Below are 23,725 nucleotides of genomic sequence, written 5' to 3'. Positions count from 1 at the left end.
CTGACTCGATGAGTGGCACCTGGACACGAGCAGACACAAATTTCCCGGTAGGTTAGGTGTCACTGCAAGATCATCTCGATAACAACCAGAGGCTTCACTTTGTTCATCTATTCTGCTAACCTGGGCGTTCCACGCCGCCTCGTCGAGTCACTCGTCTGGTGCTGTTAAGGCGTCGACCTTCTCGGTCTGGGCGACAAGGGGTACGTGGGGCTCTCGGGCATGGTGTTCTGCCCGTTCAAGGGTCGGGGCAAGCCGCAGTGGAAGAAGGCTGCCAACTCCGAGCATGCTAAGCTCCGCTCATTCGGTGAACGCGCGATCTCCCAACTCAAGAACTGGGGCATCTTTCGTCGCCTACGCTGCTGTCCACAGCGAGCGGGAGAGGTCACCCGTGCTGTGCTGGTCCTTCAGCTTCGAGAAGCAGGATGAAAAGGCTCACTTTATTGGCGAGCTGCTCTACGTATGGCCTCAGACGGGCGTGGACGTCGTCGCGTTCGGAGGCTTGGATGGTCTCGGCGCAGATCACCAACTGGGCCAGGCGGCCGTGATCGGTGTTCAGCACGTCATCGAACACCTCGCGCACCTTCGCGACAGTGGCTGGGGCGGGCAGGGCGTAGGCCAGCAGGACGGCTGCATCGTATCCGGCCGGTGCGTTTCCCCACCCTTCCCAGTCGATGACTTCCAGCGGTTCGCGGGTCAGGTTGGCCCAGTTCAGGTCCCCGTGTGCTGCTTCCCAGCGGTGCACGGTCAGGCCCTCTCCGGCTAGCGCGGGGATGAACCGGGGGATCCGGTTGATGTACGCCTGGGTCATCACCTCCCGGCCCGTTGGAACCGGGGTAGCGCGAACCTCTTCTATGCAGGAGCGCAACTCCTGCCACCACTGGTCGTCCACCGGAGCGGCATCGGACAGGTCCGGCGTCGGGGAGAGAACCTGCCCGCGAAGGCGCGTCCACAGAGTCGCCTGGAACGCGCCTTGTTCTTCTTGCCATGCGTGCTCGCCAAGCATCACCGGGCGCGGAACCGCCTCGCCGAGCAGCGTGTCCGCGAGCGCGGCGCCTTCCCAGATCTTTCCCTCCGGCCGCGGTGCGACCATCAGTCGCAACCAGGCCGGGAGCTCACCGGTCGCGGTCACCGGGCCGCTCAGCGTGCGTCCACCCACCCCGGAGTGCAACGAGACGTCAGCAGGGGCGTGGGCCCCGAGGTGTTCGGCCGACTGGTGCCATCGCCTGGTCAGGTCAGCGGGCAGGTGGGTCGAGGAGGTCACAGAGTTCCTTGAGTCGGTGGTCGGGCACAGGTTCACGGATCGCTTCGGCCGCCTGCGCGTAGTGCGTGCTGTTGGTGGTGCTGATCAGTACCCCTGTCAGACCTGGCGCTGACGCGGCGACCTTCAGCGCGGCCTCAACGGGGTCCGCTCCGGGCTGCACCGCTTCGGCCAGCTTCGGGGTGATCAGCGGCAACAGTTCACCGCCGTGGAAGGGCGCCGACGCCCACACTTCCAATCCTGCCTGGCTGGCCTGGGCGATGGGGCCGCTTCCTTCCAGACTCTGGCGGACGGGGGCGATCTTCACCATGGACACAGGGAGCTGGATCGCGCAGAGCCCGTTCTCGGGTCGGCCTGCGGCTTCCTCGGCGAGGCGGAGCAGCTCGGCGACGGTGAACGCCCCAGTGTCGAACCCGCTCCAGGTGGCGACGCTGTACCCGCCGATGGCACCCGAGGCGTACAGCTCCTCCAGGACGACGAAGGCGAACCTTAGGCGCTGGTGGAGGTCGCCCCGCTCTTGGTGGTGGTGTTCGGGGTTGTGCAGGTACACCAGGTCGGGCCTTCGCTGGAGTTCGGTGCGCGACATGGCGACCTGGTGGCGCATGTAGTCGGGGGCGATGCTGTGCCGGAGCTCGGCCTCCTCCTGGGAAAGCGCGCCGCTGGTAAGCGCCACCCGGGCCTGACCACCGGTCATGTAGCCGACCTTGGTGGAGAGGCGGAGCCGGGGATGTTCACGCAGCGCGGGCGCGATCGCGGCCTGGTGCGAACCGCCTCCGTACACGGGAGCGGTGTCGATGAGGGGGCACCCGGCCGAAGCCGCGATGCTCACCGAGGTAGCGGCGTCGCGGCTCCGGTAGGTCCCCATGCCGAGGACGGTCATACGGTGCCTTCCCAGGCCAGCGCACCATCGTCCATCAACCTGCGCAGCAGCCCCAGAAGCGCCTTCTCCGAGACGTCAGGGACCAGCTCGTGCAGCTCCTTCACACAGGTGGGCCCGTTGCGGTTCAGGTGGGCGATCGCCGGGGCGACCTTGGCCGAGAGGCGCCAGCGCCGTCCCTGCACTGCGTAGACCACTTCGTCCCCTGCCTGGGTGTGTTCGGAGGTGATGGTGCCTCGCAGGGAGGCGAACCGGACGACGGAGGACAGCGTCAGGTCGCCGGTGACCGCGACCGGCAGGCTGAACACCGGCCGTGCCGCAGAGGTCTCGTCTTGGCTTCGCCAGTACTCCTCCACCACCTCTGGAGAACGCAGACGGTCCGACACCAGTTTGGAGATACGCCGGGCCCAGAGCGCGTGCTCGGCGGCCGCACGCGGAACGTCGGCCCTGATCTCATCGTGCCCGACCAGGTCGTTGACCAGCCAGCGCAGGAAGTTCACCCCGGTCGTGGTCACCAGACCGCAGGTCAGGTGCAGGCTCGGCTCGCCCTCGGAGGCGGCGACCGCGTGCCAGCATCCTCGGGGGACGTGCAGGATGTCCCCTGGAGCCATGACGAACTCGTCGATGATCTCCGTGGGTTCCTCTTCGGCGAACTCAACGTCGTCATGCAAGGGGGCCAGACGGGTGTTGCCGTAGATGCGCCACCGTTTGCGCCCCGACACCTGGAGAACGATGACGTCGTGGTCGTCCCAGTGGACTCCGAAGCCTTCCCGGCTGGTCCAGGAGGCGTAGGCGTTGACCTGGATTCCGGTCCTGAGCCAGGCCTCCAGCTCGCTGATGAGCCGTCCGATCGGTGGGTGCATCTCGTCGATGGCGTCCAGAACCAACGTCGCACCCTCTTTGAGCTGCTGCTGGAAAAGGTGGGGGACGGGCTGGTTCCAGTCGGGCATCCGGCGGTACTGCCGAAGCCGGGTGTAGGCACCGGCGTCAACGACCCCTCCCGCGGCGAGCCGCATCCTGGGGGAGTCGAGCCTCTGGTGCGCGAGCAGTGTGTTCAGGTCCGACCAGTTCAGCAGGTCGGCGAAGGCCTCTCGTTCGCCTTCGCCGGCCGGGTAGCGGCGGTGTTCGCGGCCGAGCACCCGGGCGGGGAACTGGTCCCCGCCCAGACGGCCGCTGATCAGGTCAGCGGTCAAGGTGTGCTCCTAGTACAGGCCGTTGTCGTTGGTGTCGCCCCTGCCGGTGCTGCCCCCGTCGGAGGGCTGCTCGGCGCGGGACCGGACGGCCGCGATGTCCTCCACCGCGAGAACCAGCTCGTCGTCGGCGTACTGCGTGGTGCTGTCCATCAGGATCTCCTCGTACCTCGTTGGATTCGGGGGTGTGCTCTGCGCGGGGCGGCGCTCGGGCTCGGACCATGCGTCCCTTCCTGGGCTTCGCCCTGCTTCCCGGCCTGGACAGTGGCGGTTCCTCAAGGCCGAGCGGGGTTCAGGCGCTTCCCAGTCGCGGCATCCACATGTCGCTGGGTCAAGGGCCTCGCCCCGCTCCGTCGGCGTTCAGGCTTCCGCCGTGACCGGCTTCGTCATGCGGGAGAGCTCTTCGGCGTCGGTGTGCGCGCCGATCGACTCGGCGAGACCGACGAGGTCCTGGAGCACACGATGGGCCTCACCGGACCGCCCCACCCCTCGAAGGGCGGCCACCAGGCTCCGGCCCGTGCGGACCTGTTGGTAGACGTCGCCGGTGACGCGGAACCAGTCGTAGGCGTGCTCCAAGGACTTGAGCGCCTGGCGGTGGTCCTGCTCGGCGAGGTAGGTCTCGCCCACGCGTCGTGTCGCGAGAACCACGCCCCGCTCCCGTGCTTGCCCGGAGAACATGTCCCGGGCTGTGGACGCGTGCTCGCGGGCCTTCGACGGGTTGCCCTTCTTCATCTCCACCATGCACAGGGCTTCCAGGCAGGAGGCTTCGCCCAAGACGTGGCGTCCCTTGATCCAGAGGGCGCGCGCCCGCTGGAGGTAGGCCTCGGCGACACCGATGTCCTCCAACCAGATGTGGCACTCACCCAGACTGGCGAGCATCCGGGCGTGCGCGGCGGGGCCGCACCCGCGGGCGGACTCCTCCGCGACCTCGTGCGAGATCCTCCAGGACCGGAAGTCCTTGCGAACGCGGAAGAAGGACTGTGTGGCCTCGGCGTACTGCCAGGACTCCTCGCGGCGGCCGAGGGCGGTCGCGATGCGGATACACCCGCGGATGATCGAAGCGGAGGAGTCCATCCACTGGAGCGCATCTTCGTAGGAGCCGAACACGCTGCCCTGCTGAGCAGCGGAGTAGTCCGCGAGCCGCCACCTGCGGGGGTTGATCCTGTGGTCGGCCTCCTGCGCGATGGGCAAGTAGGTGTCGATCAGCTCGCCGGTCACTCGGTCGGTGTCGTCAAGGGTTGGGGCACTCACCAGGGTCCCTCCGGGTCGTTGTGGTTGGTGGGCGCGGTGGTGCGGGGCGCGCTTTGCAAAGGGGAGGAGCGCTCACCGCTTACAGGGGCGGCTTCACCGCACCGCCGCGCCGGATCGTGAGGTGTACCGGGGCGGCGATTCTCAGGGGCTCGTGTTTCACCGGTGGCGAAGGTCAGCGCGGTCGATGACCGCCCAGACGGTCAGGGGTTCGCCCCTGACTCCTATGACTCCGGTTCGTCGGCTGATCGCCTGTACCAAGGTCAGCCCCCGGCCGTGTTCCGTGTCCGGGCAGTTTCCGCTCCAGTCGGGGAAACCGGGCTTGCCGAACGTTTTAGGGCCGGAGTCGGTGACGGCGATCCGGATGCGGGAGATGTCGAGGAACGCGATCCGAACGGTGACGAGGCCTCCCGGTTCTCCGGAGGCGCTGTGGTCGAGCGCGTTGGTCACGAGTTCGCTCACGACGATCTCGAGCCCGGAGGCCTCATGCCGGGGGAGGCCGGTGACCAGGCGCGCCCAACGCCGCGCACCGGAGACACAGAGCTTCGTGGCCGAGCTGAACACCGAGGCGTGACGGCGTCCCTGCGTCTTCCTCAGCTCACCGGTTGAGTAGCCGGACAGTCGTCTGGGCAACGGCGGCATTGTTCCCGCGGGCAGTTCGCGGACAGTCACTTCAACCACTTCCAAGGTGTTTCTCCTCTGGGGTCCCGCGGTCCTTCGCTCGGTGACGCGTTTGGTTGACCAGGGAATTCGTCGTGATGACGACCTTGATGCGAGTGCTTTGAGTGTGTCTATACTCTTCACTCTTTCCTCAAGTTCGTTGTAGAACTTGGAAGGGATCGAATCCTGGTTGATTTCCTGCCGAAGCTCCCCTCAAGGAGCCGTTGAAACCACCGGTAGGAGCATGAATGGGTCTGAAACGGATCAGCCCTGCTTGGGAGAAATGCGGCTCCGACGTGCGCAAGTGGAGGAAAGCGGCAAGGCTTACCCTCAAGGACCTATCGCCCAAGGTGGGTTTGTCCGAGTCATCCCTCTCCTACATCGAGAACGGGAAGATGGCGCCGCAGCAGGACCACGCCGAAGCCATCGACGACACGCTCGGAGCCGAAGGGAAGCTCATGCTCTCCTGGGACAAGTGCCAGGGCGAAGGGCTTGTCCCCACCGGTTTCCGAAAGACGGTCGACCTTGAGAAGGACGCTCTGGAGCTGCGCTTCTACAACCCGGTCCTCGTGCCTGGGCTCCTTCAGACGGCCGAATACGCGCGTGCCCTGTTCGTGGCGGATCTGCCCCAGGCGGACGAAGCCAGGATCGAACTGCTCGTTGAACAGCGCATGCGAAGGCAGAAAATATTCAACCGAGTTGAACGGCCGATAGTATGTGTCGTCCTGGAGGAGTCGGTCCTACGACGTGGCGTAGGCGGCCCATCGGTCATGTCCGCGCAGTTGGATCACATCGCGGCCCTGATGGAGAAACGGTGGATCCAGTGCCAGGTGCTACCTCGTAACGCACCCAACCAGCCGGGGCTCGCGGGCGGCTTCCGGGTGATGGTGCTCGAGATGCAGACGCTTGTGGCTGCGGAGCACGCCTTCGACGAGGTGCTGATCGACGAGTCGGAGCAGGACCTGATTCGCAGGGCCGTCAGCGTCTACGGGAGACTTCAAGGTGAGGCCCTGTCCCCCCACGACAGCCTGGACCTCATCCGAGATTTGCGACGAGCGGGAGAATCATGAGCCACCGTACTTGGCACAAGAGTTCCTACAGCGGTAGCAGCGGTGCGGAGTGCGTCGAGGTCTCGGAGGGAGAGACCGTGCTTGTGCGCGACACCCAGAACAGGGAGCTCGGGCACCTCAGCTTCACCCCGGCGGCGTGGGAGGCCTTCCTGGGCGACGTCAAGGCCGAAAAGCCCCGCCCCTGACGGAGCGAGTGCGCCGGGGACCGCGCGGAGCATTTTCCGGGCTAAGAGCAGGCGTACTCGCGTTCGATGCTTCAGGGCGAGTGCGCGATCATCTGGACCATGACTTCCACGACTCCACCCGAGCCCGTCACCGCTGAGAACGGTCGGATCAAGGTGTGGTACCGGTTCGTGCCGCGAGAAGGCTGGCTTCCCCATGACACTGAGGGGTTGTGGGCCACGCGGCTGAGCTGCGATACCGCCCGCGTTGAGAACGCCCCCTTCTTGCAGGACGGGGTGGCCGAGGGCGAGATCGTGCGGTTCGTGACGGACGCCGATGGCCTCCACTGGGCGAAGGAGCGGGTTGAGGCATCGGGGAACTGCACCATCCGGGTCCTGCCCGTTCCCTCCGGCCCGCTGGGGCGAAGCGCTCGGGCTGTACACGAGCTGCTGTCGCCGTTTGGTCTAGGTGGCGAGGTCTTCAGCGAGGAATTCCCGTTGGTCGCCTTCACCGTGCCCGCCGATGCAGACTTTGGCGGACTTAAGGCGTTGCTCGTCCGCGGCCAAGAGGACGGGTGGTGGCATTTCGAGGTCGCCTGTGCCACCGACGCATGGCGCGACGGGTAGTCGCCGCAGCCAGTAGCTCCTTCACTGCGCGGCTTCCCGCGTTGGGGCTCTGGGCGGCGAAGTCCCGTAGGTACCGGTGCATCGGCTCGATCGGCTGCCCGTCGGAGCCGACGTGACACACTCCGCAGGGGATCGTGGCCGGAAGCTCTACTGACTCTGCTGGGTTCGGTGTAGTGGTTGGTGTCCTGGTGCTGTCGGTCAAGCGCGATAGTTCCCCGGAAGGATCCTGATCAGGGCTTCTGGCAAAGCGGGCCGTGGACCTAATCGAACTAGCCAGAGTTGAGAGCCAGGACGGAGCGCCGGTCCTGAGAGGTGCGAAACCGGGACCGTCTGAGGCTCGCGGAGCCAGATCCTCAACCAGGTGGAGTCATAGGCGAGGCCATACAGCGCACATGGAGCTCTTCAGGGGTTCCCGGACACGCGAAAACCCCAGGTCTGAGCGATCGAAAGTGCGCTCTGACCTGGGGTTTTCCCTGGTAGGGCCCCAGGGGATCGAACCCTGAACCCGCGGATTAAAAGTCCGCTGCTCTGCCAATTGAGCTAAGGCCCCACGGCGACGAGTGGCTCGGCGCCGAGACAACTCTACCGCAGTGGTAGGGCCGACGCAGAGCAACCTTCGGTGGGTGCTGGGGCGCCTGTCCCGTAGGGGTTTCGGGGTGCTTTTGGGGTGGCTGGTGTGCTCTTCTTCGGTGGACTGCGGGGAGTGGGATGATCACCGGGCGCCAGCGGGGCGATCTCCTCGTGTTGCGGCATGGAAAAATACACATTGAGAAATATTGCACGACATGCAATTGTGGGTCGTGTAAGGGGAGGACCTATGGGGCTGAGGGAACGCAAGAAGCTGGCCACGCGGCGCGCTCTGCGGGAAGCGGCAGTGCGGCTCACGTTGGAGCGGGGGCTGGAGAACGTGACGGTGGAGGCGATCTCGGCCGAGGCCGACGTCTCGCCGCGGACCTTCTTCAACTACTTTGCGACCAAGGAGGATGCGCTCCTGGACAACGTCGCCGTCTCCCTCGACGAGGACGCGCGGGCGGCGTTCGTGGCGGGCGGGCCCACGGGTGTGTTCACCGAGGACCTCAGTGCCCTGTTGATGGCGACTCTCCTGGTCTCGGACGACCTTGAGGCGCAGCGCGCGGACATGGCGTTGCGCAAGCGGCTCACGGAGCAGGAACCCCATCTGCTGTCCGGGCTGCTGCGGCGCTTCTACGACGTGGAGCGGGGCGTCGCGGTGGCGATTGCCGAGCGGGCCGGGGCTCCTGAGGACGATCCTCGCTCACATCTGGCGGCTGCGGCCGCGATGTCGGCCATGCGGCACTCCATGAAGATGGCCCCGGACCGCCCCGGGGGCGGGATCGACGAGCTGCGTGCCTATCTCGGGGAGTCGTTCCGGATGCTGGGTGAGGTCTTCACCGCGGACGACTGATCGCGGTGTGGTCCACGCCTCAGGAACGGTTCGGGCGTCAGGGACGTCGGACTCGTGCGGGGTTCGTGCCTGACCTTCAGGGGTCGGGGACGGAAGTCAGGGACCACCCAGGGCTCTCCCCGATGGGAATCGTCGTCGTGGACGGGCAAGGTAGAAGCATGAACGAGAACTTCGGGGGCAAGCGGCTCCAGCGCAGTGAATCCGACCGTTTCCTGACCGGTGTCTGTGGCGGTATCGCCGCCTACACGGGCATCGACTCCACCATCGTCCGGATCATCTTCGTCATCCTCGCCCTGCTGGGCATGGCCGGTATTCCGATCTACATCCTGGCCTGGCTGCTGATGCCCGCCGAGAGCGAGCAGCGTTCGCTGCTGGAGCAGATCATCCGTAACTTCCAGGGAAAGCCGAGTGAGCACTGATGTGGAGCCTGCGCGCACACCCGGACTGGCGGCGGCGTGAGCTGTGTGCCCCGCGGGAGGACCGGGAGGCCGAGGAGGCCCGCGAACAGCCCGCGGAGCACCGCTCCGAGCGTTAGGGGCGGCCTCTAGGAGGCAGTCTCCGACTCGGTTGCCTCCATCCGCGCGGCGACCTCCCCGGACATCCGGGACCAGGGGATGGCCAGACCGATCGCGCAGAGCAGGGCGAGCGCCCCCGCGCCGGCGATGACCGTGCCGGTGCTGGTGATCTCGACGAAGAGGCTGGACAGCAGGATGCCGAGGCCCTGCGCGGCCTGGAGCCCCGAGGCGACCAGGCCGAAGGCCAGCCCCCGGCCCTCCTTCGGCACACACAGGACAAAGGCTGCGTTGGCCACGAACTGGTAGGAACCGGCCGCCCCGCAGAGGGTCAGGGCCGCGATCATCATCCACAGCGGCATCTGGAAGACCCAGAGCAGCAGGGGTATGCAGGTGAGGATCGCGAGCGGCCCGAGCATCCGGATCCGGGTGGGCGGGGGAATCAGCCGGGTGAGGACGAAACCGCCGAAGAGCGCGCCGATGGACTGGCCGGCCATGATGAAACCGGCCGCGGCCGGACCGGCGCCCGCCTCGTCGGCCATGGGGTTGGCCAACCCGTAGGGGACCGAGTACAGACCCGCGAGCCAGGCAAGCAGCGCGAGGGTGCGCAGCTTGGGGTCGCGGAAGACCAACTTCGCACCGTCCCTGGTCATCACCAGGAGACCGGGCCGCTTCTCGCCGCCCTCCTCGCGTGCCGGAGCGGGCCGCGACTTGACTCCGAGCCGCACGATCAGCGCGGACAGGACGAAGAGCAGGCCCGTCGACATCAGAGTGATGTTAGGGCTGACGAACGTGACGATCACACCCCCCGCGATCAGCCCAAGGAGCATCCCGACCTGCGCGGTCAGCTGGATGATCGCGGTGCTGGCCACGTAGCGCTCGCCCTGGACGATCTGGGTGAGCAGGGCCGCCCGAGCCGCGGCGAAGGGGATCCCCGGCAGAACCGACAGGAACAGCAGGGTCCAGACCGCCCAGATCGGCATCCCGGGGATTCCGACCAGCACGATGAACACGGCCCGGAGCAGGTCGCAGACGATCATCATCTGGCGCCGCGGCAGGATGTCAGCCAGCCCGGAGAACAGCGGACCGGCGAGGATCGGCGGCAGGAACATCACGGCCAGCGTGACTCCGGCCGCGAAGGCCGACTGCGTCAGTTGGTAGACCAGCACGCTGGCGGTGATGTTCAGCAGGTTGGTGCCGATCATCGACAGGGCGTGGGCCGCCCACATCGAGCGGAACTCGCCGATAGCCATGACGTCGCGGTAACTGCTCCGCCATTTGTCGTCCTGCGTCTCCGAAGATTCGTAGTCTCCGTCGTCAGGGGCTTTGTCAAGGCTTGGATTGCCCACCTGGCACTCCCTTACAGTCACAGGGGGTGGAATCACGCTGTGTCGTGTCCCAATGACCAACGGTTCCCGAAGTAGGCCTGGGTGGCAAGCCGGTTGGGGAAATTCGTGTCTGATTCGTTGCTCCGAGTAATGTCTCCTGGTCTGATTCGGTAGGGGTTCGTATTGGTGGCGTCCGGTTTGTTTTCCCAGGTGGCCGCAGATCAAGGGGAGGTTTTTCGGTCGCCTGGTGCGCCAGGCGCTGCGGAAAGTTGTTACTCGCCGCAGTGGTGTCGCGAATGCAAAACGGTGTCCCGAACGCCCAAATTTATAGGATCTTCGGATGATTATTCGCCCGAATATCGCTCTGAGTGAGCACTGATCGGTAGCGTTCCGAAGCGATCGGAGGCCGGCTCACCAGCTGTCGCCGGGACCCGGTCAGCCCTGAGTGCGCGGGCGGCCCTGAGCTCCCGGTCAGCCCCAGCCGAGTTCGGTGAGTCGGGCGTCGTCGATGCCGAAGTGGTGGGCGATCTCGTGGACGACGGTGATGAGCACCTCGTCCACCACTTGCTCCGAGGTCTCGCAGATCGCACATATGTTGCGCCGGTAGATGAAGATCTGGTCCGGGAGCACCCCGAAGTAGGAGTCGCCGCGTTCGGTCAGCGGGATCCCCTCGTAGAGGCCGAGCAGGCCCTCCTGCGACTCGTCCTCGACCGTGATCACCACGTTGTCCATGAGCTGGGCCAGCTCTGGCGGAATCTGGTCCAAGGCGTCGGCTACCAGTTCCTCGAAGTCCCTGCGCGTCAGTTCAACCACGCCTGCCATTGTGCTGCCTCCCCGGAGCGGCAAGGAAGAGACATAACACTCTGGACGGGAGGAAACATTGGGAACGGCTCCACTCAACGGCATGATGGGGGTGTGTTGTCTTGGGGAGAGATCCGCGCCTATGACTTTCGTGGGGCCTACGAACGGTTCCGAGCGACCCTGCGCCGGTGGCGTGCCGGGCGGCTGTGGCGATGGAGCTGTGTCTTCGTCGCGGGTCTGGTCGGCGGCTGGCTCGGCCTGGCCCTCGGCGGCCAGGTGGTCACGCCGATCGGCCCGGCGGACGTCACCTTCTCCCTGAGCCCCCAGTGGCACGGTGAGACCGTCGTCAACGTCGCACCGCTGGGTCAGCTGGCCTTCGACACTCACGCGGCGCCGCTGAAGCTCGAGGCGACCATCACCGACATCCGGCTCGCCGCAGCCGAAGAGATGTTCGCTGACCCTGAGGCGATCAACCGGATGGCCGCGGGCATCGGCGCGGACCTCACCGACGGCGTGATCGCCCTCCTGTTGCGCTCTGCGCTCGCGGCGACCGCCGGCGCGGCCATCATGGGCCTCCTGCTTTTCCGTAGCGCCTGGCGCGCCCTGGCGAGCGGGGCCACCTCACTGCTGGTCCTGGTGGGCTTCGGTGGTGTGGCTGGTCTCACGTTCAACCCAAGTGCCATCGCCGAACCCCGCTACACCGGCCTGATCGCGGGCGCCCCGATGGTGGTGGGCAGCGCCGACGACGTGTTCAGCCGGTTCACCGAGTACCAGGAGCAGCTCGCCGGGCTGGTCGGCAACGTGTCGATGATCTACGAGGCCACCTCGTCGTTGCCGGTCTACGACGATGACGAGTCGGTCATCCGGGTGCTGCACGTCTCCGACATCCAGCTCAACCCCGCGTCGTGGAGCATCATCAGCACCCTCCAGGAGCAGTACGGGGTGGACGTGATCGTGGACTCGGGTGACCTGACCGACCGCGGCAGCGCGGCGGAGGACGTCTTCGCCGACGAGATCGGAAAGCTGGACGTGCCCTACGTGTGGGTGCGCGGCCAGCACGACTCCATGGGTACCCAGCGCGCGGTGGAGGCCCAGCCCAACACCGTGGTCCTGGACGGGGACGTCGAGGAGGTCGGTGGCCTCACCTTCTACGGTGCGGGCGACCCCCGATTCACCCCGGACGCCACCCGGCTCAACCCCGACGCGGCCGGTGTGGCCGCGCTGGGCAAGGAACAGGCGGCGTCGATCGCGGGCGGCTCGGACGACGTGGACGTGGCGATCCTGCACACGCGCACCCAGGCGGAGCCGTTCGACGGGGTGGTTCCGCTGGTCCTGGCCGGGAACGAGCACCGGCGTTCCACCGAACTCACCGACCTGGGAACCAGGTTCCTCATCCAGGGGTCCACTGGCGGCGCGGGGCTGAGTGGGCTGGATCACGGTTCCGGTCGACCGACCCCGTACCAGGCGTCCGTTCTCTACTTCGATGCAGAAACCGGCCGTCTCCAGGCCCGCGACGACATCGATCTCGGTGGCATCGGTCTCACGTCCGCGCAGGTCGAACGGCATATCGAGGAGGACCCGGGTCGTCACGTCGGCGAACCGGTCGAGGAAGAAGAGGACGAGGAGGACGAGGATCCGAGCCCGGCGGAGGACACGCCCTAGTCGTTTTCCGTCCGCTGTTGAGCCCCTGTGTAGTCGCAGGTCGTGCAGGTCTCGGCCGGTCTCGGACAATCACTTTGGTGTTGGTGGGAATCTCCCCTATGCTTAGGCTGTCTACACGGGCCCCCATCGTCTAGCGGCCCAGGACGCCGCCCTTTCAAGGCGGTAGCGCGGGTTCGAATCCCGTTGGGGGTACGAAGCGGTTCAGAGCACTGTCGGACATCTGGCAGAATAAGAACCGCAGCGAAGCACGAGGCCAGCGCAGCCGAGTGCGACAACTGAACAAGGTCCTGTGGAGCAGTTAGGAGTGCTCGCCACCCTGTCAAGGTGGAGGCCGCGGGTTCAAATCCCGTCAGGACCGCAAGCGTCGTCGAGGTAATCGGCGCCGCGGCTAGGTAGCTCAGTTGGTACGAGCGTCCGCCTGAAAAGCGGAAGGTCGGCGGTTCGACCCCGCCCCTAGCCACACGGTATGACCAGCATCAAAGCCCGGAAGCCCTTTGGCTCCGGGCTTTTTTGACAGCAACGTGACAGCAACCGGTTCACCCGAGCGCGTCCCCCAGCTTCCCCAGAGCCCGCCGCTTGTCATCGAGCGAGGCGTGCGCGTAGATCGTCATCGTGACCCCGATGTCGCTGTGGCCGACGATCTCCCGGACCACCTGGGGCGGCACCTCCAGGTTCAGCAGGAGCGTCACGCACGTGTGCCTCAGGTCGTGGAAGCGCATCCCCTCCAGACCGGCGGCGCGGCGCAGCGGCTCCCAGCTCCGGCGCAGGTTGTCCGGCTCCAGGGGGGTGCCCCGCCGCGAGGGGAAGAGCAGACCGTGTTCCTCCCAGTCGGGGAAGGCGTCCGAACGTTCGTGGAACTGGCGCCTGCGATGCGCCTTGAGGGCTTCCACACAGATGCCCGGTAGCGGCACCGTCCGGGCCGAGTCCTCCGTCTTGGGAGGGACCAGGGAGAGCTTTCCGTCCACCCGTTGCAGGGTGTGGACCACCTCCAGGCGGCCCGCCTCCAGGTCGACGTCATCCCAGCGCAGCCCGAGCAGTTCACCACGGCGCAGGCCCAGGCAGAGCGCCAGGACGTAGAGAGCGTGGAAGCGGTCAAATTCGGCGGCCTTGAGCAGGCGACGGGACTGCGGCACGTCCAGGCCCCGGTTCACCGTGTAGCGCGGAGGCGAGACCTTCACCAGCGAGGCCACGTTGCGCGCGATCACCTCCTCTCGTACGGCGGTCTGGAGCGCGTTGCGCAGCACGGCGTGGATCGACTGCACCATGCGCGCGGACAGGCGGTGCTCGCAGCACACCGGCCGGGGGAGCGCGCAGCAGCGAGGAGAGGACCGGGCGGCGTCCGTGCCGTTCTTGCAGCACTGGCAGAGTTGCCGAACATTCGTGATGAAGACCCGCACGTCCCGCGCCGACAGCTTGGCCAGGCGCTTCCTGCCGAGCATCGGAGCCAGGTACCGGCGCACCACGCCCTCATAGCCCTGGACCGTCTTCGGCCGGCGCTCCGCACGGACGACATGCTCAAGCCAGTAGTCCAGGTACTCCGCTACCGTCCAGTTCTCCGAAGCCACCGGGATACCCCGGGCGGAGTCCGCGAGCAGCCCGTTCAACTTGGTGCGTGCGTCGGCCTGGTCCCGGCCGTAGCCCTGCACCCTCTTGTGGGTGCCGTCAGTGGCCAGCACGTACCCGGCGAAGGCCCAACGGCCGTCCTTGCGCTGCCAGACGCTTCCCTCCCCGCGTTGGCCCGCTTACGACCCCGGCGACGCTTCCCGTTGCTCTCAGGGGCGCTCACGCGGCGTCCTCCAGGGCTTCCAGACACTCGGGGAGCGCGGCGACGGGAACGAGGCGGCGACGGCCGATCTTGACGGTGCGGAGGGTGCGCGAGCGGATGAGGTTGTAGACCATCCAGCGGCTCACCCGGAGGCGTTCAGCGGCCTCTTCGACGGTCAGGAGGAGTTCGGTCATGATCACGCAGCTTCCTGTTCAGTGGTTGCCGAATGTTCGGGGGTCCGTGCGGCGTGGAGTTGGGTGCGGCGTTTGAGCGCTTCGCCCACGGCGCGGAGGAGGCGTTGTTCTCGGGGCGCGACGTCAGGGTCGGTAGGTCGTGCGAGTTCCCAGGCGAAGTCTCCGGAGTTGACCGAGGTCAGCACTGGGGAGCGCGGGTGTGTGTTGTCGCCCTGGTCCTCGTTGGTGGGGTCGACACCGAGTGCGTCCAGGACCCAGGCGAGGCGGTCCGCTTTGTGGTCAGCGAGGGTCTTGCCGGACCACTTCCGGGAAACCAGGACGCGTCGGCCCGCGTAGCCCAGGTGTTCACGCCGATGAGCCTTGGAGCGGCAGAACCCCGGGCGCTGACCGGCTTTGGCCTCTTGGGGTTGGATGCCGTAGCGCAGCCAGTTCGAGCAGCGGGGCGAGCACGGCTCGTACCGGAGGGTTTCCATGAGCCGGTCCACGTGCTGTTCCTGCCGCACCGTTTCGGCGGCGTGGCAGTCCGCGATGTCCTTGGTCAGGTACTTGGCCAGGTAGCGCACGCACCGGGCGGCGTCCTCGGTCCCGGCCACGACCCCCTTGGCGTCCACCTGCTTTCCGAACCGCACCACGTGGAACGGCTCCGCATCGGGGTCAGCGTCGATCTCGTCCAGCGCCTCATCCCAGGTCGGGAGGACTTCGCCCGTGGTGGGGTCGAGGTAGGTTCCAGCGGCAGCGTCCCACACCGGCAGGTGTTCGCCCTCGTAGACCACCGTGTCCGCTGGGGGCCACCACACCTGGTGGTAGGTCGCAGCGGCGATCTGGCGCAGCTCCGAGCGCGGGAGGGTGCCGCGTGTGGCCATGTGCAGGTGTGGGGCGAGGCGCCGTTGCGGTTCGACGGAGGCGAAGTACTGCACGTCGAATCCGGCGACCCGGCGTAGGTTCTGCACGAACCGGTCGATGAGTTTGGAGAAGTGCAGGGTGTCGCGGGCGGCCCGCCGGTAGTCGTAGGTCGAGAAATCGACCGGGGTGCCGTCCGAGCGCACCCGACCGTACGAATCGAGCGTGAGGGTCAGGAACAGGGAGGGCCGGAACACCTTCCCCGAAGCGGGGTCAGTGAACGCCCGCCCGACCGTCTTCCTGGTCATGGGTCGCTTGGGCAGATCCGGGACGTCCTGACGCCTCTTGGTGGAGCGCACCCGACGCGGCCCCGAGCCGGAAGAGATGGAGCGGGTGACCGATCCGCGTAGCCTGGAGGCGGTGATTTCCTCGTCCAGGCCCGCGATCGCGGCGTCCAGTGCGGCGAGCTGTTCGGGTTCAGCGGCCCCGGTAGCGGCGAGGCGGTCGCGTTCGGCGGTGACCATGGCCCGCTGTTCCACCCAGCCCTGTTGCTGCTGTGTGGGTGGGTCGGGTTCCACGACGGGTTCGGTGGCCAGGTGCCAGCCCTCTTCACACTGGGTTCTGCGCAGGGACCGTTTCCTCTTTGCGCAGGCCGGACAGCGTGATTCCAAGGTGGACCCGCAGGGGACGTCGATCACCAGTGTTTGACCGGTCCCGATATCGGTACGCCGAAGGGAGACCGGGCGGATGCACACACCGTGATCGGCAGCGACCTGTTCGGCCACCTCACGAGCCAGGGGTTGCGCGAGTCGTTCGGCCCGGGTTGTCTTACCGGTAGGAGTCGGCATCAGCGCCACCCCCGCTACCCCAGGAGCTCCGCACAGCATGAACAGCACGAAGCTTCCCGTCTGGATCCTGGCATTGTGTCTTGGCGCTTTTGCCGCTCTGCTGGTTCAGCTTCTGTCGCCCTATGAGCCGCCCCGGCCAGACCGGTTCTGGGCTGCACTCGTGTGCTCGGGGATCGCAGCTGTGGGCGCAACCGGCATTTTCGTCTACGAACGATGCATCGAGCCCCGTCGTCACAGGCCCTCCCCAGACGCGCGTTTCCGGGAGTCGAAACCGTAGAAGTCGGTCATGGCGGTGATGTCGTCATCGGAGACGAAGGTGGCCCGTACCCGTACCGGGGAGGGTGAGGTTTCCAGGCGTACGTAGGCCACGCCGGGAAGGGTGGGGTCGATCAGGTGCGCCTCAGCCCCGCGTTCCCTCGCGCCTTCCCCGAGGACCATGTCCACCTGCGAGGCCTCATCCAACCTCAGGGCGATCTTGTCGGGGAACAAGTTGCGCAGGTTCATCACTTCCTTACGGGGGTCCTGGAGCGCGGCCAGCACGCAGAAGCCCACAGAGCGGCCCTGCGAGGTCAGAGTGGCGATGGCGTTCTCCGAGCGTTTTCGCACGTCCCGGTCAGGGTGGTAAGCGGTCAGGAAGGCGACCTCGTCCAGGGCCACGACCACGAACGGATCAGCCGAGGTCGGAGTGTGCGAGCGCTGCCTGCCCGCATACCGCTCCGCGCGTTCCTGCATGGAGGCCACCGCGTGTTCGAGTAAGGCCACCGCGGCTTCCCCGGTGTCCGCGTAGCGGGCGAACAGGTCGCGTCCGTAGGCCAGCTCCATGCGTTTGGGGTCGATCCCCCACACCTGCGCGGACCCGTCAGCGATGGCGGGGAGCATGGCCCGGATGGCCGACCAGAGCACGGAGCCTTTCCCTGCCCCGGTGACGCCGACGATCAGGACGTGTGTGCCGTGCAGGCGCAGTTTCCATGGGGTGCCGTCTTCGCGCTTGCCGACCGGCAGGGCGCCCAGGTCCGGGGACTCGGGGACGGGGAGTGCGTCGAGGGGTTCGGCGAGGGTGTCGTGTCGGGGGAACTCCAAGGTGATGTCTCGGGGTCCGTTGACGGTGACGCGGCAGGAGGGTGCGGCGAACCCGTGCGCCAGCTCTACCACCCGGTGCTCAAAGTCCGCCGGGGAGGTTCCGGCGACCAGGGAGACGCGGACGTAGTCGGCCCGGGCGTTGCAGCGCACGGAGCGGATGCGGGGCAGGTAGCGGCGTTCCTGGTAGGACTCGGCCAGCCCGGAGATGACCAGGACCGGTTGCCAGTGACGCCGGTACACGGCCAGGTGTCGCCACCAGGCCAGCAGGCGCCAGGTGACGCAGTACCGGTAGGAGTCCGGCCACATTCGCCACCAGATGAGGGAGCCCACCGCCAGCGCCCCCGCGAGTGCGGCCAGTCCGGGCCACCCGAGATACCACCAGCAGGCCACCACGGCCGTGATCGAGGTGACCATGACGGGGAAGCGGAACGGCAGGGTGACGAGGAAGCGGGTCAGCCTCCAGAGCCAGGAGCCGAGTACCACGATGCCGGGAGTCTCGATGATCGGAGTCGTGAACCTGACTCCCTGTGCCGGGGTCGGCAAGGTCGGGGAGGTCTGCGCGGCCCCCACCTTTGGCTGGCGCATCATCGCGCATCACCAGCGTTCGGGGCTGGAGCGGCGCTGCGGAGCTTGTCGCGTGCCACACCCGCACGAGCAGCGGCACGGGCGGCATCCGGGTTACCGTCCCGTTCAGCGATGGCACCGAACACCCGGGCCTTGAAGTCGAAGAACGCGGCCCGTTCCTCAGGGGTCGTGCGGGGCTTGTCGTATTCGTCCAGGAAGGCCCGGACCAACTGGGGACCCGTCAACTCGGACAGGTCGGTTCGGTTATCGGACATACTGAGGACACCTCTTCACGGAGCTTGCTAGGGCTTGCGGGAGGGGTTCGAGGGGCGGCTAGGTGTTGGAGCACCAGGCCGCCCCGTCTCATGTCTGTTGTGGTCAGGCAGCGTCCTTGACGGGAGCCTTGTTGCGGCCCGAGGTACCGGGGGCCTTCACACCCCGAGCCCGCAGGGAGTACGCCACCCGGGGGCGACGGCCGGAGTCATCGACGTAGGGCATGACCGCCATGTGCTCGAACTCGATCGGGCGGAACGGCAAGCCGGGAACCTCGTCCGGCAACGTGGGGCACACTTCGGCGGCGACCTTGACCTTGACCGACTTGGCCTTGCCCCGCGCTTCGGGGTCGGCGTCGATCACGTCCACCGCCCACAACGGGAGCCCGGTGTCCTTGTCCATCTGCGGACGCTTGGTCTCGAAGTCGGTGATCGCTTCCACCCCGAGCGCGAACGCACCGTGCGGGAAGACCGTGCCGAAGGAGACCGGCAACGCACCCTGAATAGCCATGGGATTCCTCTCCGCGCTGATCAGCGCAACAAAAAGCGTGTGGTCAGCCGCACCCCTCCATCACGGGAGGGAGCGTGCGACTGACCACACACTAAGCCGTACTTTTTGTTTTGTCTAGTACATGAAGTACTAGCTAGTACTCAGAGTGCGCCCACCCTCCGAGCCAAGCCGGACAACGCAGACCCGGCGGGGTCCTGGATAGCCAGGAGATCCCCCACCACCTGCCGCACGATGGGATGGGTGCGCACCTGCTGGGGTGTGATGCGCTCTGCCTCTTCCAGCGTGGCCACGGCCTCATCTACGCTGCGGCGCTGCAACTGCGCACGTGAGACATCGATGAGGAAGCGGCCCCGGCGTTCGGGGGACAGGATCGACACGTCCACCGCATCAGCGGCACGCAGCGCTACCCCGGCATCGCCCAGGTCCACGGCCACGGACACCTCATGCAGGCCCACGTTCGCCGGACCGAACTCGGTGTTGAAGTCGTTGCGCTCGGTCCCGAGGGCGTCCGCGATCCGCTTGGCCTCTGCCACATGCCGATAGGCGGTGGTGGCGTCGTTGCGGCGAGCAGCGGCGACCGCCCGTTGCAGGGTCAGCGCACCGTAGACAGACCTGGCTTCGGGGTCGCCTTCCTCCACCAGGGCCCCCAGCGCCTCGCACGCGGTCCGCGCGGTGGTCTCCACCTGGTCGTAGTGACGGGCGCCCTGAAACGTCAGGCACAACCGGAACTCACCGGCAGCCATGAGGAGCGGATCTTCGGCACGTTCGGCCGCTGTGATGGCGCGGTCGGCGGCGATCCACGCGGCTTCATACTCGCCCAGCCGGGACAGAGCCGAGGAGCAGGCGCGGTAGGCGGCGTTGAGAAGCCGGAACAGCTCCAGGCGCTCACCGTTGGGGACCGAGCGCGCCGCCGACTCCAGGTCGGGGATCAGCGACTCCAGGGCTTCTGTCAGTTCGATGTAGGCGCTGGCGTGGGTCAGCTCCCACACGCGATCCACTCGCCCTCGAAGATCCTCTATGTCCACTGCGGCCGGACTGCGGCGCAGCAGGGCGGCCAGGGCGTGGGAACCGCTCAGGATGAGCCGCAGGCGGCTGCTGCCCGGAGGTTCCTCGTTGGCGGCGGCGACGATGGGAGCCTCAGCGGCCAGTTCGGAGACGGGAATCTCCAGTACCTCGGCCAGCTTCTCCAGGACCACCATCCGGTCGACCTTGCGCACTCCGCGTTCGACCTGGGAGACCCAGGCTTCAGAGCGGCCGACCAGCCGGGCGAACTCGCGTTGGGAGAGGCCCCGCTGTTTGCGGTGCTTGGCCACCTTGCGGCCCAACGCCTTTTGGTAGTCGGTGCTCACTCCTGAACACCCTTGGCGCCTGCCAGGTGGAGGAAGTCCACCTCCACCGAGGCCAGGAAGGCGCCGCGAGCGTCAAGGAAACGCTTCACGTGCGGCTGCTCCTCGTGGGTGTCGAAGGCGGAGCGGTCGGCGTACAGCTCATAGAAGATCCGCTCCAGCGGCTTGCCCTCCACCGTGTGCACGGCGTAGATGAGCGTGCCCGGCTCGCTCTGGCGGATGTGCGGCAAGGTCTCGGCCACCAGGGAATCGAAGCCGGTAGCGGCTTCCTCGTCCTTGAGTGTGAACCGGACGGACAGTCCGAACATGGGGCACTCTCCTCACTTTGACTACATGACCCGTACTTATTGTGCGCGCAAACCAGTGCGCTACACACGCATTCAATGTACGGTAGGCGTACTTATAGTACTAGTCATGCAGCTCAGTGTCTGCCCCCTGCACCAAGAGCACGAGGTGAAACCCCATGTCCCTCCACGCAGACCGGATCACCTACACGGAGAGCGTCCACCACCGCTGGTTCCCCGGCACGGTCGACCAAGTTGCCCAGGTTCGCGCATACGTGCGCGACAAGCTCAGCGAGTTTCCCGCAGTCGATGACGCCGAACTCCTCACAAGCGAACTGGCGACCAACGCCGTGCAGCACACGCCGTCCAACCTCCCCGGGGCGGGGTTCGGCGTCCTCATCGAGCACGAGTACGGAAAGAGCGTGCGAGTCACCGTTCACGACGGGGGTTCGTATTTCGATGCTCCGTACGTGGCGCAGCCCGAACCCGACTCCGAACACGGCCGTGGCCTGTTCCTCGTTGACGCCCTGGCCACATCATGGGGCAGCCACGCCACCCTCTCCGGCCGTAAAACCTGGTTTTGTATCGAAAACTGAAAAGCGGGAATTTGCAAAGCCTCAGAAGCTGGGGAGGTGGAAAGAGTCTGAATTCGATCCTGGTTTCCAGTAGTAGTAATCATCTGCCCATTGCTCGGCTTTCCAAAATGATTTACAACATTCGCAAGAGAGTGATTCTTCTCCAGAGGTTTGAGGAGGGAGCAGGGAAGAGTTCTCGCAGATGGGGCAAGATCTTGAATCGGATTCAATCTTGTAGGCGTCAACGAAGCTCGGAAATTTTCGATTCTTGACTGATGAGCACTCATTGCACAGTATGAGGCTTGTTATTGCTTCTTGGGTGTAGCTCTTTATTGAGTCGTAGAAATTGACCTCAGGATGGAATCCAGGTGGAGAAAATTTTGTGATTCGCTCTGCTGGTTCGCGGCATGGGTTAACCCAGCTGATGCGCCCCCCTTTGAAGTTTGAGCCTATTAGTCCTCGAACGAGGAGGTCTGTTTCTGGGGCGGAGTAACCGATCACGCAGATCTCAAAAGAGTCGCGTAGGGCTTCGGCTGCCATCCTCCACTGTGCACGAAGAACATCGTGCCCGTAGTAGTCATTCTTGGTTGCTACAGGAGGAACGATCATGGGGACCTTGTCAGAGACTTCACGGACGTTCCGATCCACGGAAATTGGAAAAATTGGCGGAGTCCAATTTGGCCGATCTGAGTCCGTGTAAATTGTATCTCCGTGGGGTGCATCCCATCCAGAATAGTACCAATTCACAGAGCCGTGAAGCTTCAAGAGCGTGAATGGGTGGTCTGCACTGTCGCTCCACATTAATCCCTGAGAGTGTCGGTACTTTGCTGGGGTGAGTGCAACTGGGTGCAGGCTAATCTTACTTGCATTCTGGGTCCAAGGTCGGATTGAGTGTGCTGCGGCGCGCTCCACCACCTCGTCGTAATTAAAAGTGATCACTTTGCTGCTAGTGAAATCCCAGTAGTGTATAAGCTGCGCAAGCCAATCTGGCATGGGTTGCTTGAATGCTTCGTTTTGGCATTCCCTGATAACTTGCGCGACTGTGCTAGCTACATCATAAAATGAGGCGCGATTTCGAAGATTATCTCCCTCGTCTAGCCAGGGGATTTGAGAGGCGAGGTAGGTCATTAGTGCCTCGAAATCTGATTTGAAATTGTCGATGTTTGGCACTGGGGGCTTGCCTTCCATTTTTAGTTTCTCGTTGATCATTTCTGATAGCTTTGCCATCATGGGCATTCCCGACTCTAGTGCTGCTGAAAAACCTGCACCCAAGATAAAAGTTACGTTTCTGGGCTTTGTGTTCTTTGTGGAATTCATTGGTGCTCCTGGCTGCCGAATTGGGCTGTATGGGATCAAGGCGACGGCGCTCGCGCCGTCGCAGCGGCCCCTGGTCGCAGCTCGGGCTGCGGGCTGACGCCCGGTCCCGAGCTGCGACCAGGGGCTGTGCTGCTGTTGGCATATTGACGTCCACAGCTCTCGGACGGTTGCCGTTTGCGAAAAATCGGCTGATGAAGTGTTCAGATCCCGAGACACCCGATAGCGGGCTACGACTGTCTGGGGTGACCGGCCGCGTCGCTATCGGGCACCTCGGCCTGGAACCGTGGTTGCCGAAGTCCCGTGGCCGGGGGAGCGGTGACAGGCGGAGGAGCGCACGCGCGGCACCGCTGTGGCGGACCGCTTTCCCCTACGTCAGGGCAGGCCGGAGACCCCTCGGAGTGACAGCAGCGGTGACAGCAACGACAGCAGCCGGGGCCGGATTCACCCGGACCGAACCGGACTCCCACCGAGCACACGAAAGCGGGGCCGCTCCGCCTACCCCGCCTGAAAAGCGGAAGGTCGGCGGTTCGACCCCGCCCCTAGCCACACAGAACGAATCGCGTGAAACGCCCCGCAACCTGGGTTTCCAGGAGCGGGGCTTTTTCGTGTCCGGGGTGCGGACCGGGTGCCGGTGCGGGTTTCGGTGGGCGGCTGCGCTGAATACGCGCTGGAGTTGCGGGTGGCTCAGCGGCGGTGCCAGGGCCCGGGATCACGCATCAGGACCCAAGCGCGATGACGAACGTGCTGAGGGCGAGCAGGGCGGAGGCCGGGGTCGCGGTCAGGCGTTCGGGGCGGCTGCGGGAGACGGCGTTCAGCCCGACCATGAGCACGGAGTAGGCGAACAGCACCCAGGTGGCGATGATGATTGCGGGGGATTCGCCGCCGGGGAGGAGGCCCGCACGGCTCGCCAGCAGCAGGGCGAAGCCGGGGAGGATCACCAGGGCGATCGCCGCCGACCAGCGTAAGCGCGGGGTCGGTACGCGCGCCTGGCCGCCCCACACGTACTCGCCCAAGGGGAAGCCAACGAGGATGAGGGCTTGGACCACCCCGAGAACGCTCAGGACGGCGAGTGCCAGGACGAGTGCCGCGGTGGTCATTGGTGTTCCCATCTCGGTGGCGTCCGTGCCGCCTGCTCGGCCCCGGACACTGCTCCCCCTAATGTATCTCATAGATATGTTGGCGAGAGGGTGTCGACGGGGTCGGAGGAGTGCTTCGGCCGCCTCGACGACGGCCTCGTCCAGTTCGTCCTTGGTCAGGGCATGGTCGGCGCTGTCCTGGCCGATCGACATCGCCGAGATGAACAGGCCGCCGG

General features: G+C 65.8%; 26 protein-coding genes and 5 tRNA genes. 12 read left to right on the top strand and 19 right to left on the bottom strand.

Annotation, left to right across the window (positions count from 1 at the left end; genetic code table 11):
• The first annotated feature begins 219 nt into the window (after positions 1-219).
• Positions 220-426, top strand: a complete 207-nt coding sequence (locus tag D457_RS34415; RefSeq protein ID WP_239645991.1) for a hypothetical protein — start codon at positions 220-222, stop codon at positions 424-426.
• Here the strand turns inward: D457_RS34415 and D457_RS0102135 are convergent.
• From D457_RS0102135 to D457_RS0102110, 6 genes are all read right to left on the bottom strand, one after another.
• A complete protein-coding gene (locus D457_RS0102135; RefSeq protein ID WP_017578990.1) occupies positions 383-1,261 on the bottom strand; it encodes a hypothetical protein in 879 nt (292 codons plus the stop codon). The two genes, D457_RS34415 and D457_RS0102135, sit on opposite strands and share 44 nt — an antisense overlap.
• On the bottom strand, positions 1,233-2,138 hold the full coding sequence (locus tag D457_RS0102130) for an aldo/keto reductase (protein WP_017578989.1): 906 nt from the start codon (positions 2,136-2,138) through the stop codon (positions 1,233-1,235). Before D457_RS0102130 ends, D457_RS0102135 begins: the two co-directional genes overlap by 29 nt.
• A complete protein-coding gene (locus D457_RS0102125; RefSeq protein ID WP_017578988.1) occupies positions 2,135-3,328 on the bottom strand; it encodes a cupin domain-containing protein in 1,194 nt (397 codons plus the stop codon). Before D457_RS0102125 ends, D457_RS0102130 begins: the two co-directional genes overlap by 4 nt.
• Before the next feature lie 9 nt (positions 3,329-3,337).
• On the bottom strand, positions 3,338-3,478 hold the full coding sequence (locus D457_RS36345) for a hypothetical protein (RefSeq protein ID WP_017578987.1): 141 nt from the start codon (positions 3,476-3,478) through the stop codon (positions 3,338-3,340).
• Positions 3,479-3,685: 207 nt separating this feature from the next.
• Positions 3,686-4,576, bottom strand: a complete 891-nt coding sequence (locus D457_RS0102115) for a tetratricopeptide repeat protein (RefSeq protein WP_152514111.1) — start codon at positions 4,574-4,576, stop codon at positions 3,686-3,688.
• A 156-nt stretch (positions 4,577-4,732) separates the two neighbouring features.
• A complete protein-coding gene (locus D457_RS0102110; RefSeq protein ID WP_239645980.1) occupies positions 4,733-5,206 on the bottom strand; it encodes an ATP-binding protein in 474 nt (157 codons plus the stop codon).
• Positions 5,207-5,481: 275 nt separating this feature from the next.
• Between D457_RS0102110 and D457_RS33965 the strand changes: the two genes are divergently transcribed.
• The 3 genes from D457_RS33965 (at position 5,482) to D457_RS0102095 (ending at position 7,091) form a co-directional block, all read left to right on the top strand.
• On the top strand, positions 5,482-6,303 hold the full coding sequence (locus D457_RS33965) for a helix-turn-helix domain-containing protein (RefSeq protein WP_026116243.1): 822 nt from the start codon (positions 5,482-5,484) through the stop codon (positions 6,301-6,303).
• Positions 6,300-6,488 (top strand): DUF397 domain-containing protein, encoded by a 189-nt coding sequence (locus D457_RS0102100; protein ID WP_017578983.1) that lies wholly within the window; start codon positions 6,300-6,302, stop codon positions 6,486-6,488. Before D457_RS33965 ends, D457_RS0102100 begins: the two co-directional genes overlap by 4 nt.
• A 66-nt stretch (positions 6,489-6,554) precedes the next feature.
• Positions 6,555-7,091: a DUF4265 domain-containing protein gene (locus D457_RS0102095; protein WP_017578982.1), complete on the top strand. Its 537-nt coding sequence runs from the start codon at positions 6,555-6,557 to the stop codon at positions 7,089-7,091.
• Between the two features lie 474 nt (positions 7,092-7,565).
• On the opposite strand, the gene D457_RS0102090 is transcribed toward D457_RS0102095, so the two are convergent.
• A tRNA-Lys gene (locus D457_RS0102090) sits at positions 7,566-7,641 on the bottom strand.
• A 267-nt stretch (positions 7,642-7,908) separates the two neighbouring features.
• Here D457_RS0102090 and D457_RS0102085 point away from each other — a divergent pair.
• Together D457_RS0102085 and D457_RS0102080 are read left to right on the top strand one after the other, a co-directional pair.
• The gene (locus D457_RS0102085) at positions 7,909-8,514 is read left to right on the top strand and encodes a TetR/AcrR family transcriptional regulator (protein ID WP_017578981.1); all 606 of its coding nucleotides are present in this window, start codon (positions 7,909-7,911) and stop codon (positions 8,512-8,514) included.
• 158 nt (positions 8,515-8,672) lie between these two features.
• Positions 8,673-8,933, top strand: coding sequence for a PspC domain-containing protein (locus D457_RS0102080; protein WP_017578980.1), 261 nt, complete (start codon positions 8,673-8,675; stop codon positions 8,931-8,933).
• Between the two features lie 125 nt (positions 8,934-9,058).
• Here the strand turns inward: D457_RS0102080 and D457_RS0102070 are convergent, their stop codons facing one another.
• Together D457_RS0102070 and D457_RS0102065 are read right to left on the bottom strand one after the other, a co-directional pair.
• Positions 9,059-10,375, bottom strand: coding sequence for an MFS transporter (locus D457_RS0102070; protein WP_026116241.1), 1,317 nt, complete (start codon positions 10,373-10,375; stop codon positions 9,059-9,061).
• 450 nt (positions 10,376-10,825) lie between these two features.
• Positions 10,826-11,176 (bottom strand): metallopeptidase family protein, encoded by a 351-nt coding sequence (locus D457_RS0102065; protein ID WP_017578977.1) that lies wholly within the window; start codon positions 11,174-11,176, stop codon positions 10,826-10,828.
• A 96-nt stretch (positions 11,177-11,272) separates the two neighbouring features.
• Here D457_RS0102065 and D457_RS0102060 point away from each other — a divergent pair, with 96 nt between their 5' ends.
• The 4 genes from D457_RS0102060 (at position 11,273) to D457_RS0102045 (ending at position 13,277) form a co-directional block, all read left to right on the top strand.
• Positions 11,273-12,817 (top strand): metallophosphoesterase family protein, encoded by a 1,545-nt coding sequence (locus tag D457_RS0102060; RefSeq protein ID WP_017578976.1) that lies wholly within the window; start codon positions 11,273-11,275, stop codon positions 12,815-12,817.
• Positions 12,818-12,936: 119 nt separating this feature from the next.
• Positions 12,937-13,009 (top strand) — tRNA-Glu (locus tag D457_RS0102055).
• Between the two features lie 91 nt (positions 13,010-13,100).
• Positions 13,101-13,175 (top strand) — tRNA-Asp (locus D457_RS0102050).
• A 28-nt stretch (positions 13,176-13,203) separates the two neighbouring features.
• Positions 13,204-13,277: transfer RNA gene (locus D457_RS0102045), tRNA-Phe, on the top strand.
• 76 nt (positions 13,278-13,353) lie between these two features.
• Here D457_RS0102045 and D457_RS31705 read toward each other — a convergent pair.
• From D457_RS31705 to D457_RS0102005, 8 genes are all read right to left on the bottom strand, one after another.
• Positions 13,354-14,493, bottom strand: coding sequence for a tyrosine-type recombinase/integrase (locus D457_RS31705; RefSeq protein ID WP_017578975.1), 1,140 nt, complete (start codon positions 14,491-14,493; stop codon positions 13,354-13,356).
• 106 nt (positions 14,494-14,599) lie between these two features.
• Positions 14,600-14,776, bottom strand: coding sequence for a helix-turn-helix domain-containing protein (locus D457_RS0102035; RefSeq protein WP_083926642.1), 177 nt, complete (start codon positions 14,774-14,776; stop codon positions 14,600-14,602).
• Between the two features lie 2 nt (positions 14,777-14,778).
• Complete coding sequence (locus D457_RS0102030) at positions 14,779-16,464, bottom strand: replication initiator (protein ID WP_026116240.1); 1,686 nt, start codon at positions 16,462-16,464, stop codon at positions 14,779-14,781.
• A 231-nt stretch (positions 16,465-16,695) separates the two neighbouring features.
• On the bottom strand, positions 16,696-18,132 hold the full coding sequence (locus D457_RS0102025) for an FtsK/SpoIIIE domain-containing protein (protein WP_026116239.1): 1,437 nt from the start codon (positions 18,130-18,132) through the stop codon (positions 16,696-16,698).
• Complete coding sequence (locus D457_RS0102020) at positions 18,129-18,383, bottom strand: hypothetical protein (RefSeq protein WP_017578971.1); 255 nt, start codon at positions 18,381-18,383, stop codon at positions 18,129-18,131. Before D457_RS0102020 ends, D457_RS0102025 begins: the two co-directional genes overlap by 4 nt.
• A gap of 103 nt (positions 18,384-18,486) precedes the next feature.
• Positions 18,487-18,891: a hypothetical protein gene (locus D457_RS0102015; protein ID WP_026116238.1), complete on the bottom strand. Its 405-nt coding sequence runs from the start codon at positions 18,889-18,891 to the stop codon at positions 18,487-18,489.
• 140 nt (positions 18,892-19,031) lie between these two features.
• The gene (locus tag D457_RS0102010; protein WP_017578969.1) at positions 19,032-20,240 is read right to left on the bottom strand and encodes a helix-turn-helix domain-containing protein; all 1,209 of its coding nucleotides are present in this window, start codon (positions 20,238-20,240) and stop codon (positions 19,032-19,034) included.
• Positions 20,237-20,545, bottom strand: coding sequence for a putative quinol monooxygenase (locus D457_RS0102005; RefSeq protein ID WP_017578968.1), 309 nt, complete (start codon positions 20,543-20,545; stop codon positions 20,237-20,239). The genes D457_RS0102010 and D457_RS0102005 overlap by 4 nt, the downstream gene beginning before the upstream one ends.
• A 155-nt stretch (positions 20,546-20,700) precedes the next feature.
• Here D457_RS0102005 and D457_RS0102000 point away from each other — a divergent pair, with 155 nt between their 5' ends.
• Positions 20,701-21,117: an ATP-binding protein gene (locus D457_RS0102000; RefSeq protein ID WP_017578967.1), complete on the top strand. Its 417-nt coding sequence runs from the start codon at positions 20,701-20,703 to the stop codon at positions 21,115-21,117.
• Positions 21,118-21,138: 21 nt separating this feature from the next.
• Here the strand turns inward: D457_RS0102000 and D457_RS35545 are convergent, their stop codons facing one another.
• A complete protein-coding gene (locus D457_RS35545; RefSeq protein WP_152514110.1) occupies positions 21,139-22,413 on the bottom strand; it encodes a hypothetical protein in 1,275 nt (424 codons plus the stop codon).
• Between the two features lie 478 nt (positions 22,414-22,891).
• Here D457_RS35545 and D457_RS35540 point away from each other — a divergent pair.
• Positions 22,892-22,959 (top strand) — tRNA-OTHER (locus tag D457_RS35540).
• A 170-nt stretch (positions 22,960-23,129) separates the two neighbouring features.
• Here the strand turns inward: D457_RS35540 and D457_RS0101995 are convergent.
• On the bottom strand, positions 23,130-23,702 hold the full coding sequence (locus tag D457_RS0101995; RefSeq protein WP_204367437.1) for a hypothetical protein: 573 nt from the start codon (positions 23,700-23,702) through the stop codon (positions 23,130-23,132).
• Between the last annotated feature and the right edge of the window lie 23 nt (positions 23,703-23,725).

It is taken from the genome of Nocardiopsis valliformis DSM 45023, from assembly GCF_000340985.1.
Lineage (GTDB): Bacteria > Actinomycetota > Actinomycetes > Streptosporangiales > Streptosporangiaceae > Nocardiopsis > Nocardiopsis exhalans.
This window is presented reverse-complemented; position numbering and strand designations above follow the sequence as displayed.

What these genes read in the sequence shown, in the direction of transcription:
- D457_RS34415 (WP_239645991.1), top strand. Translation starts at nt 220, where the DNA reads ATGGTGTTCTGCCCGTTCAAGGGTCGGGGCAAGCCGCAGTGGAAGAAG.
- D457_RS0102130 (WP_017578989.1), bottom strand. Translation starts at nt 2,138, where the DNA reads ATGACCGTCCTCGGCATGGGGACCTACCGGAGCCGCGACGCCGCTACC.
- D457_RS36345 (WP_017578987.1), bottom strand. Translation starts at nt 3,478, where the DNA reads ATGGACAGCACCACGCAGTACGCCGACGACGAGCTGGTTCTCGCGGTG.
- D457_RS33965 (WP_026116243.1), top strand. Translation starts at nt 5,482, where the DNA reads ATGGGTCTGAAACGGATCAGCCCTGCTTGGGAGAAATGCGGCTCCGAC.
- D457_RS0102100 (WP_017578983.1), top strand. Translation starts at nt 6,300, where the DNA reads ATGAGCCACCGTACTTGGCACAAGAGTTCCTACAGCGGTAGCAGCGGT.
- D457_RS0102095 (WP_017578982.1), top strand. Translation starts at nt 6,555, where the DNA reads ATGCTTCAGGGCGAGTGCGCGATCATCTGGACCATGACTTCCACGACT.
- D457_RS0102085 (WP_017578981.1), top strand. Translation starts at nt 7,909, where the DNA reads ATGGGGCTGAGGGAACGCAAGAAGCTGGCCACGCGGCGCGCTCTGCGG.
- D457_RS0102080 (WP_017578980.1), top strand. Translation starts at nt 8,673, where the DNA reads ATGAACGAGAACTTCGGGGGCAAGCGGCTCCAGCGCAGTGAATCCGAC.
- D457_RS0102065 (WP_017578977.1), bottom strand. Translation starts at nt 11,176, where the DNA reads ATGGCAGGCGTGGTTGAACTGACGCGCAGGGACTTCGAGGAACTGGTA.
- D457_RS0102035 (WP_083926642.1), bottom strand. Translation starts at nt 14,776, where the DNA reads ATGACCGAACTCCTCCTGACCGTCGAAGAGGCCGCTGAACGCCTCCGG.
- D457_RS0102030 (WP_026116240.1), bottom strand. Translation starts at nt 16,464, where the DNA reads ATGCCGACTCCTACCGGTAAGACAACCCGGGCCGAACGACTCGCGCAA.
- D457_RS0102025 (WP_026116239.1), bottom strand. Translation starts at nt 18,132, where the DNA reads ATGATGCGCCAGCCAAAGGTGGGGGCCGCGCAGACCTCCCCGACCTTG.
- D457_RS0102020 (WP_017578971.1), bottom strand. Translation starts at nt 18,383, where the DNA reads ATGTCCGATAACCGAACCGACCTGTCCGAGTTGACGGGTCCCCAGTTG.
- D457_RS0102015 (WP_026116238.1), bottom strand. Translation starts at nt 18,891, where the DNA reads ATGGCTATTCAGGGTGCGTTGCCGGTCTCCTTCGGCACGGTCTTCCCG.
- D457_RS0102005 (WP_017578968.1), bottom strand. Translation starts at nt 20,545, where the DNA reads ATGTTCGGACTGTCCGTCCGGTTCACACTCAAGGACGAGGAAGCCGCT.
- D457_RS0102000 (WP_017578967.1), top strand. Translation starts at nt 20,701, where the DNA reads ATGTCCCTCCACGCAGACCGGATCACCTACACGGAGAGCGTCCACCAC.
- D457_RS35545 (WP_152514110.1), bottom strand. Translation starts at nt 22,413, where the DNA reads ATGAATTCCACAAAGAACACAAAGCCCAGAAACGTAACTTTTATCTTG.
- D457_RS0101995 (WP_204367437.1), bottom strand. Translation starts at nt 23,702, where the DNA reads ATGTCGATCGGCCAGGACAGCGCCGACCATGCCCTGACCAAGGACGAA.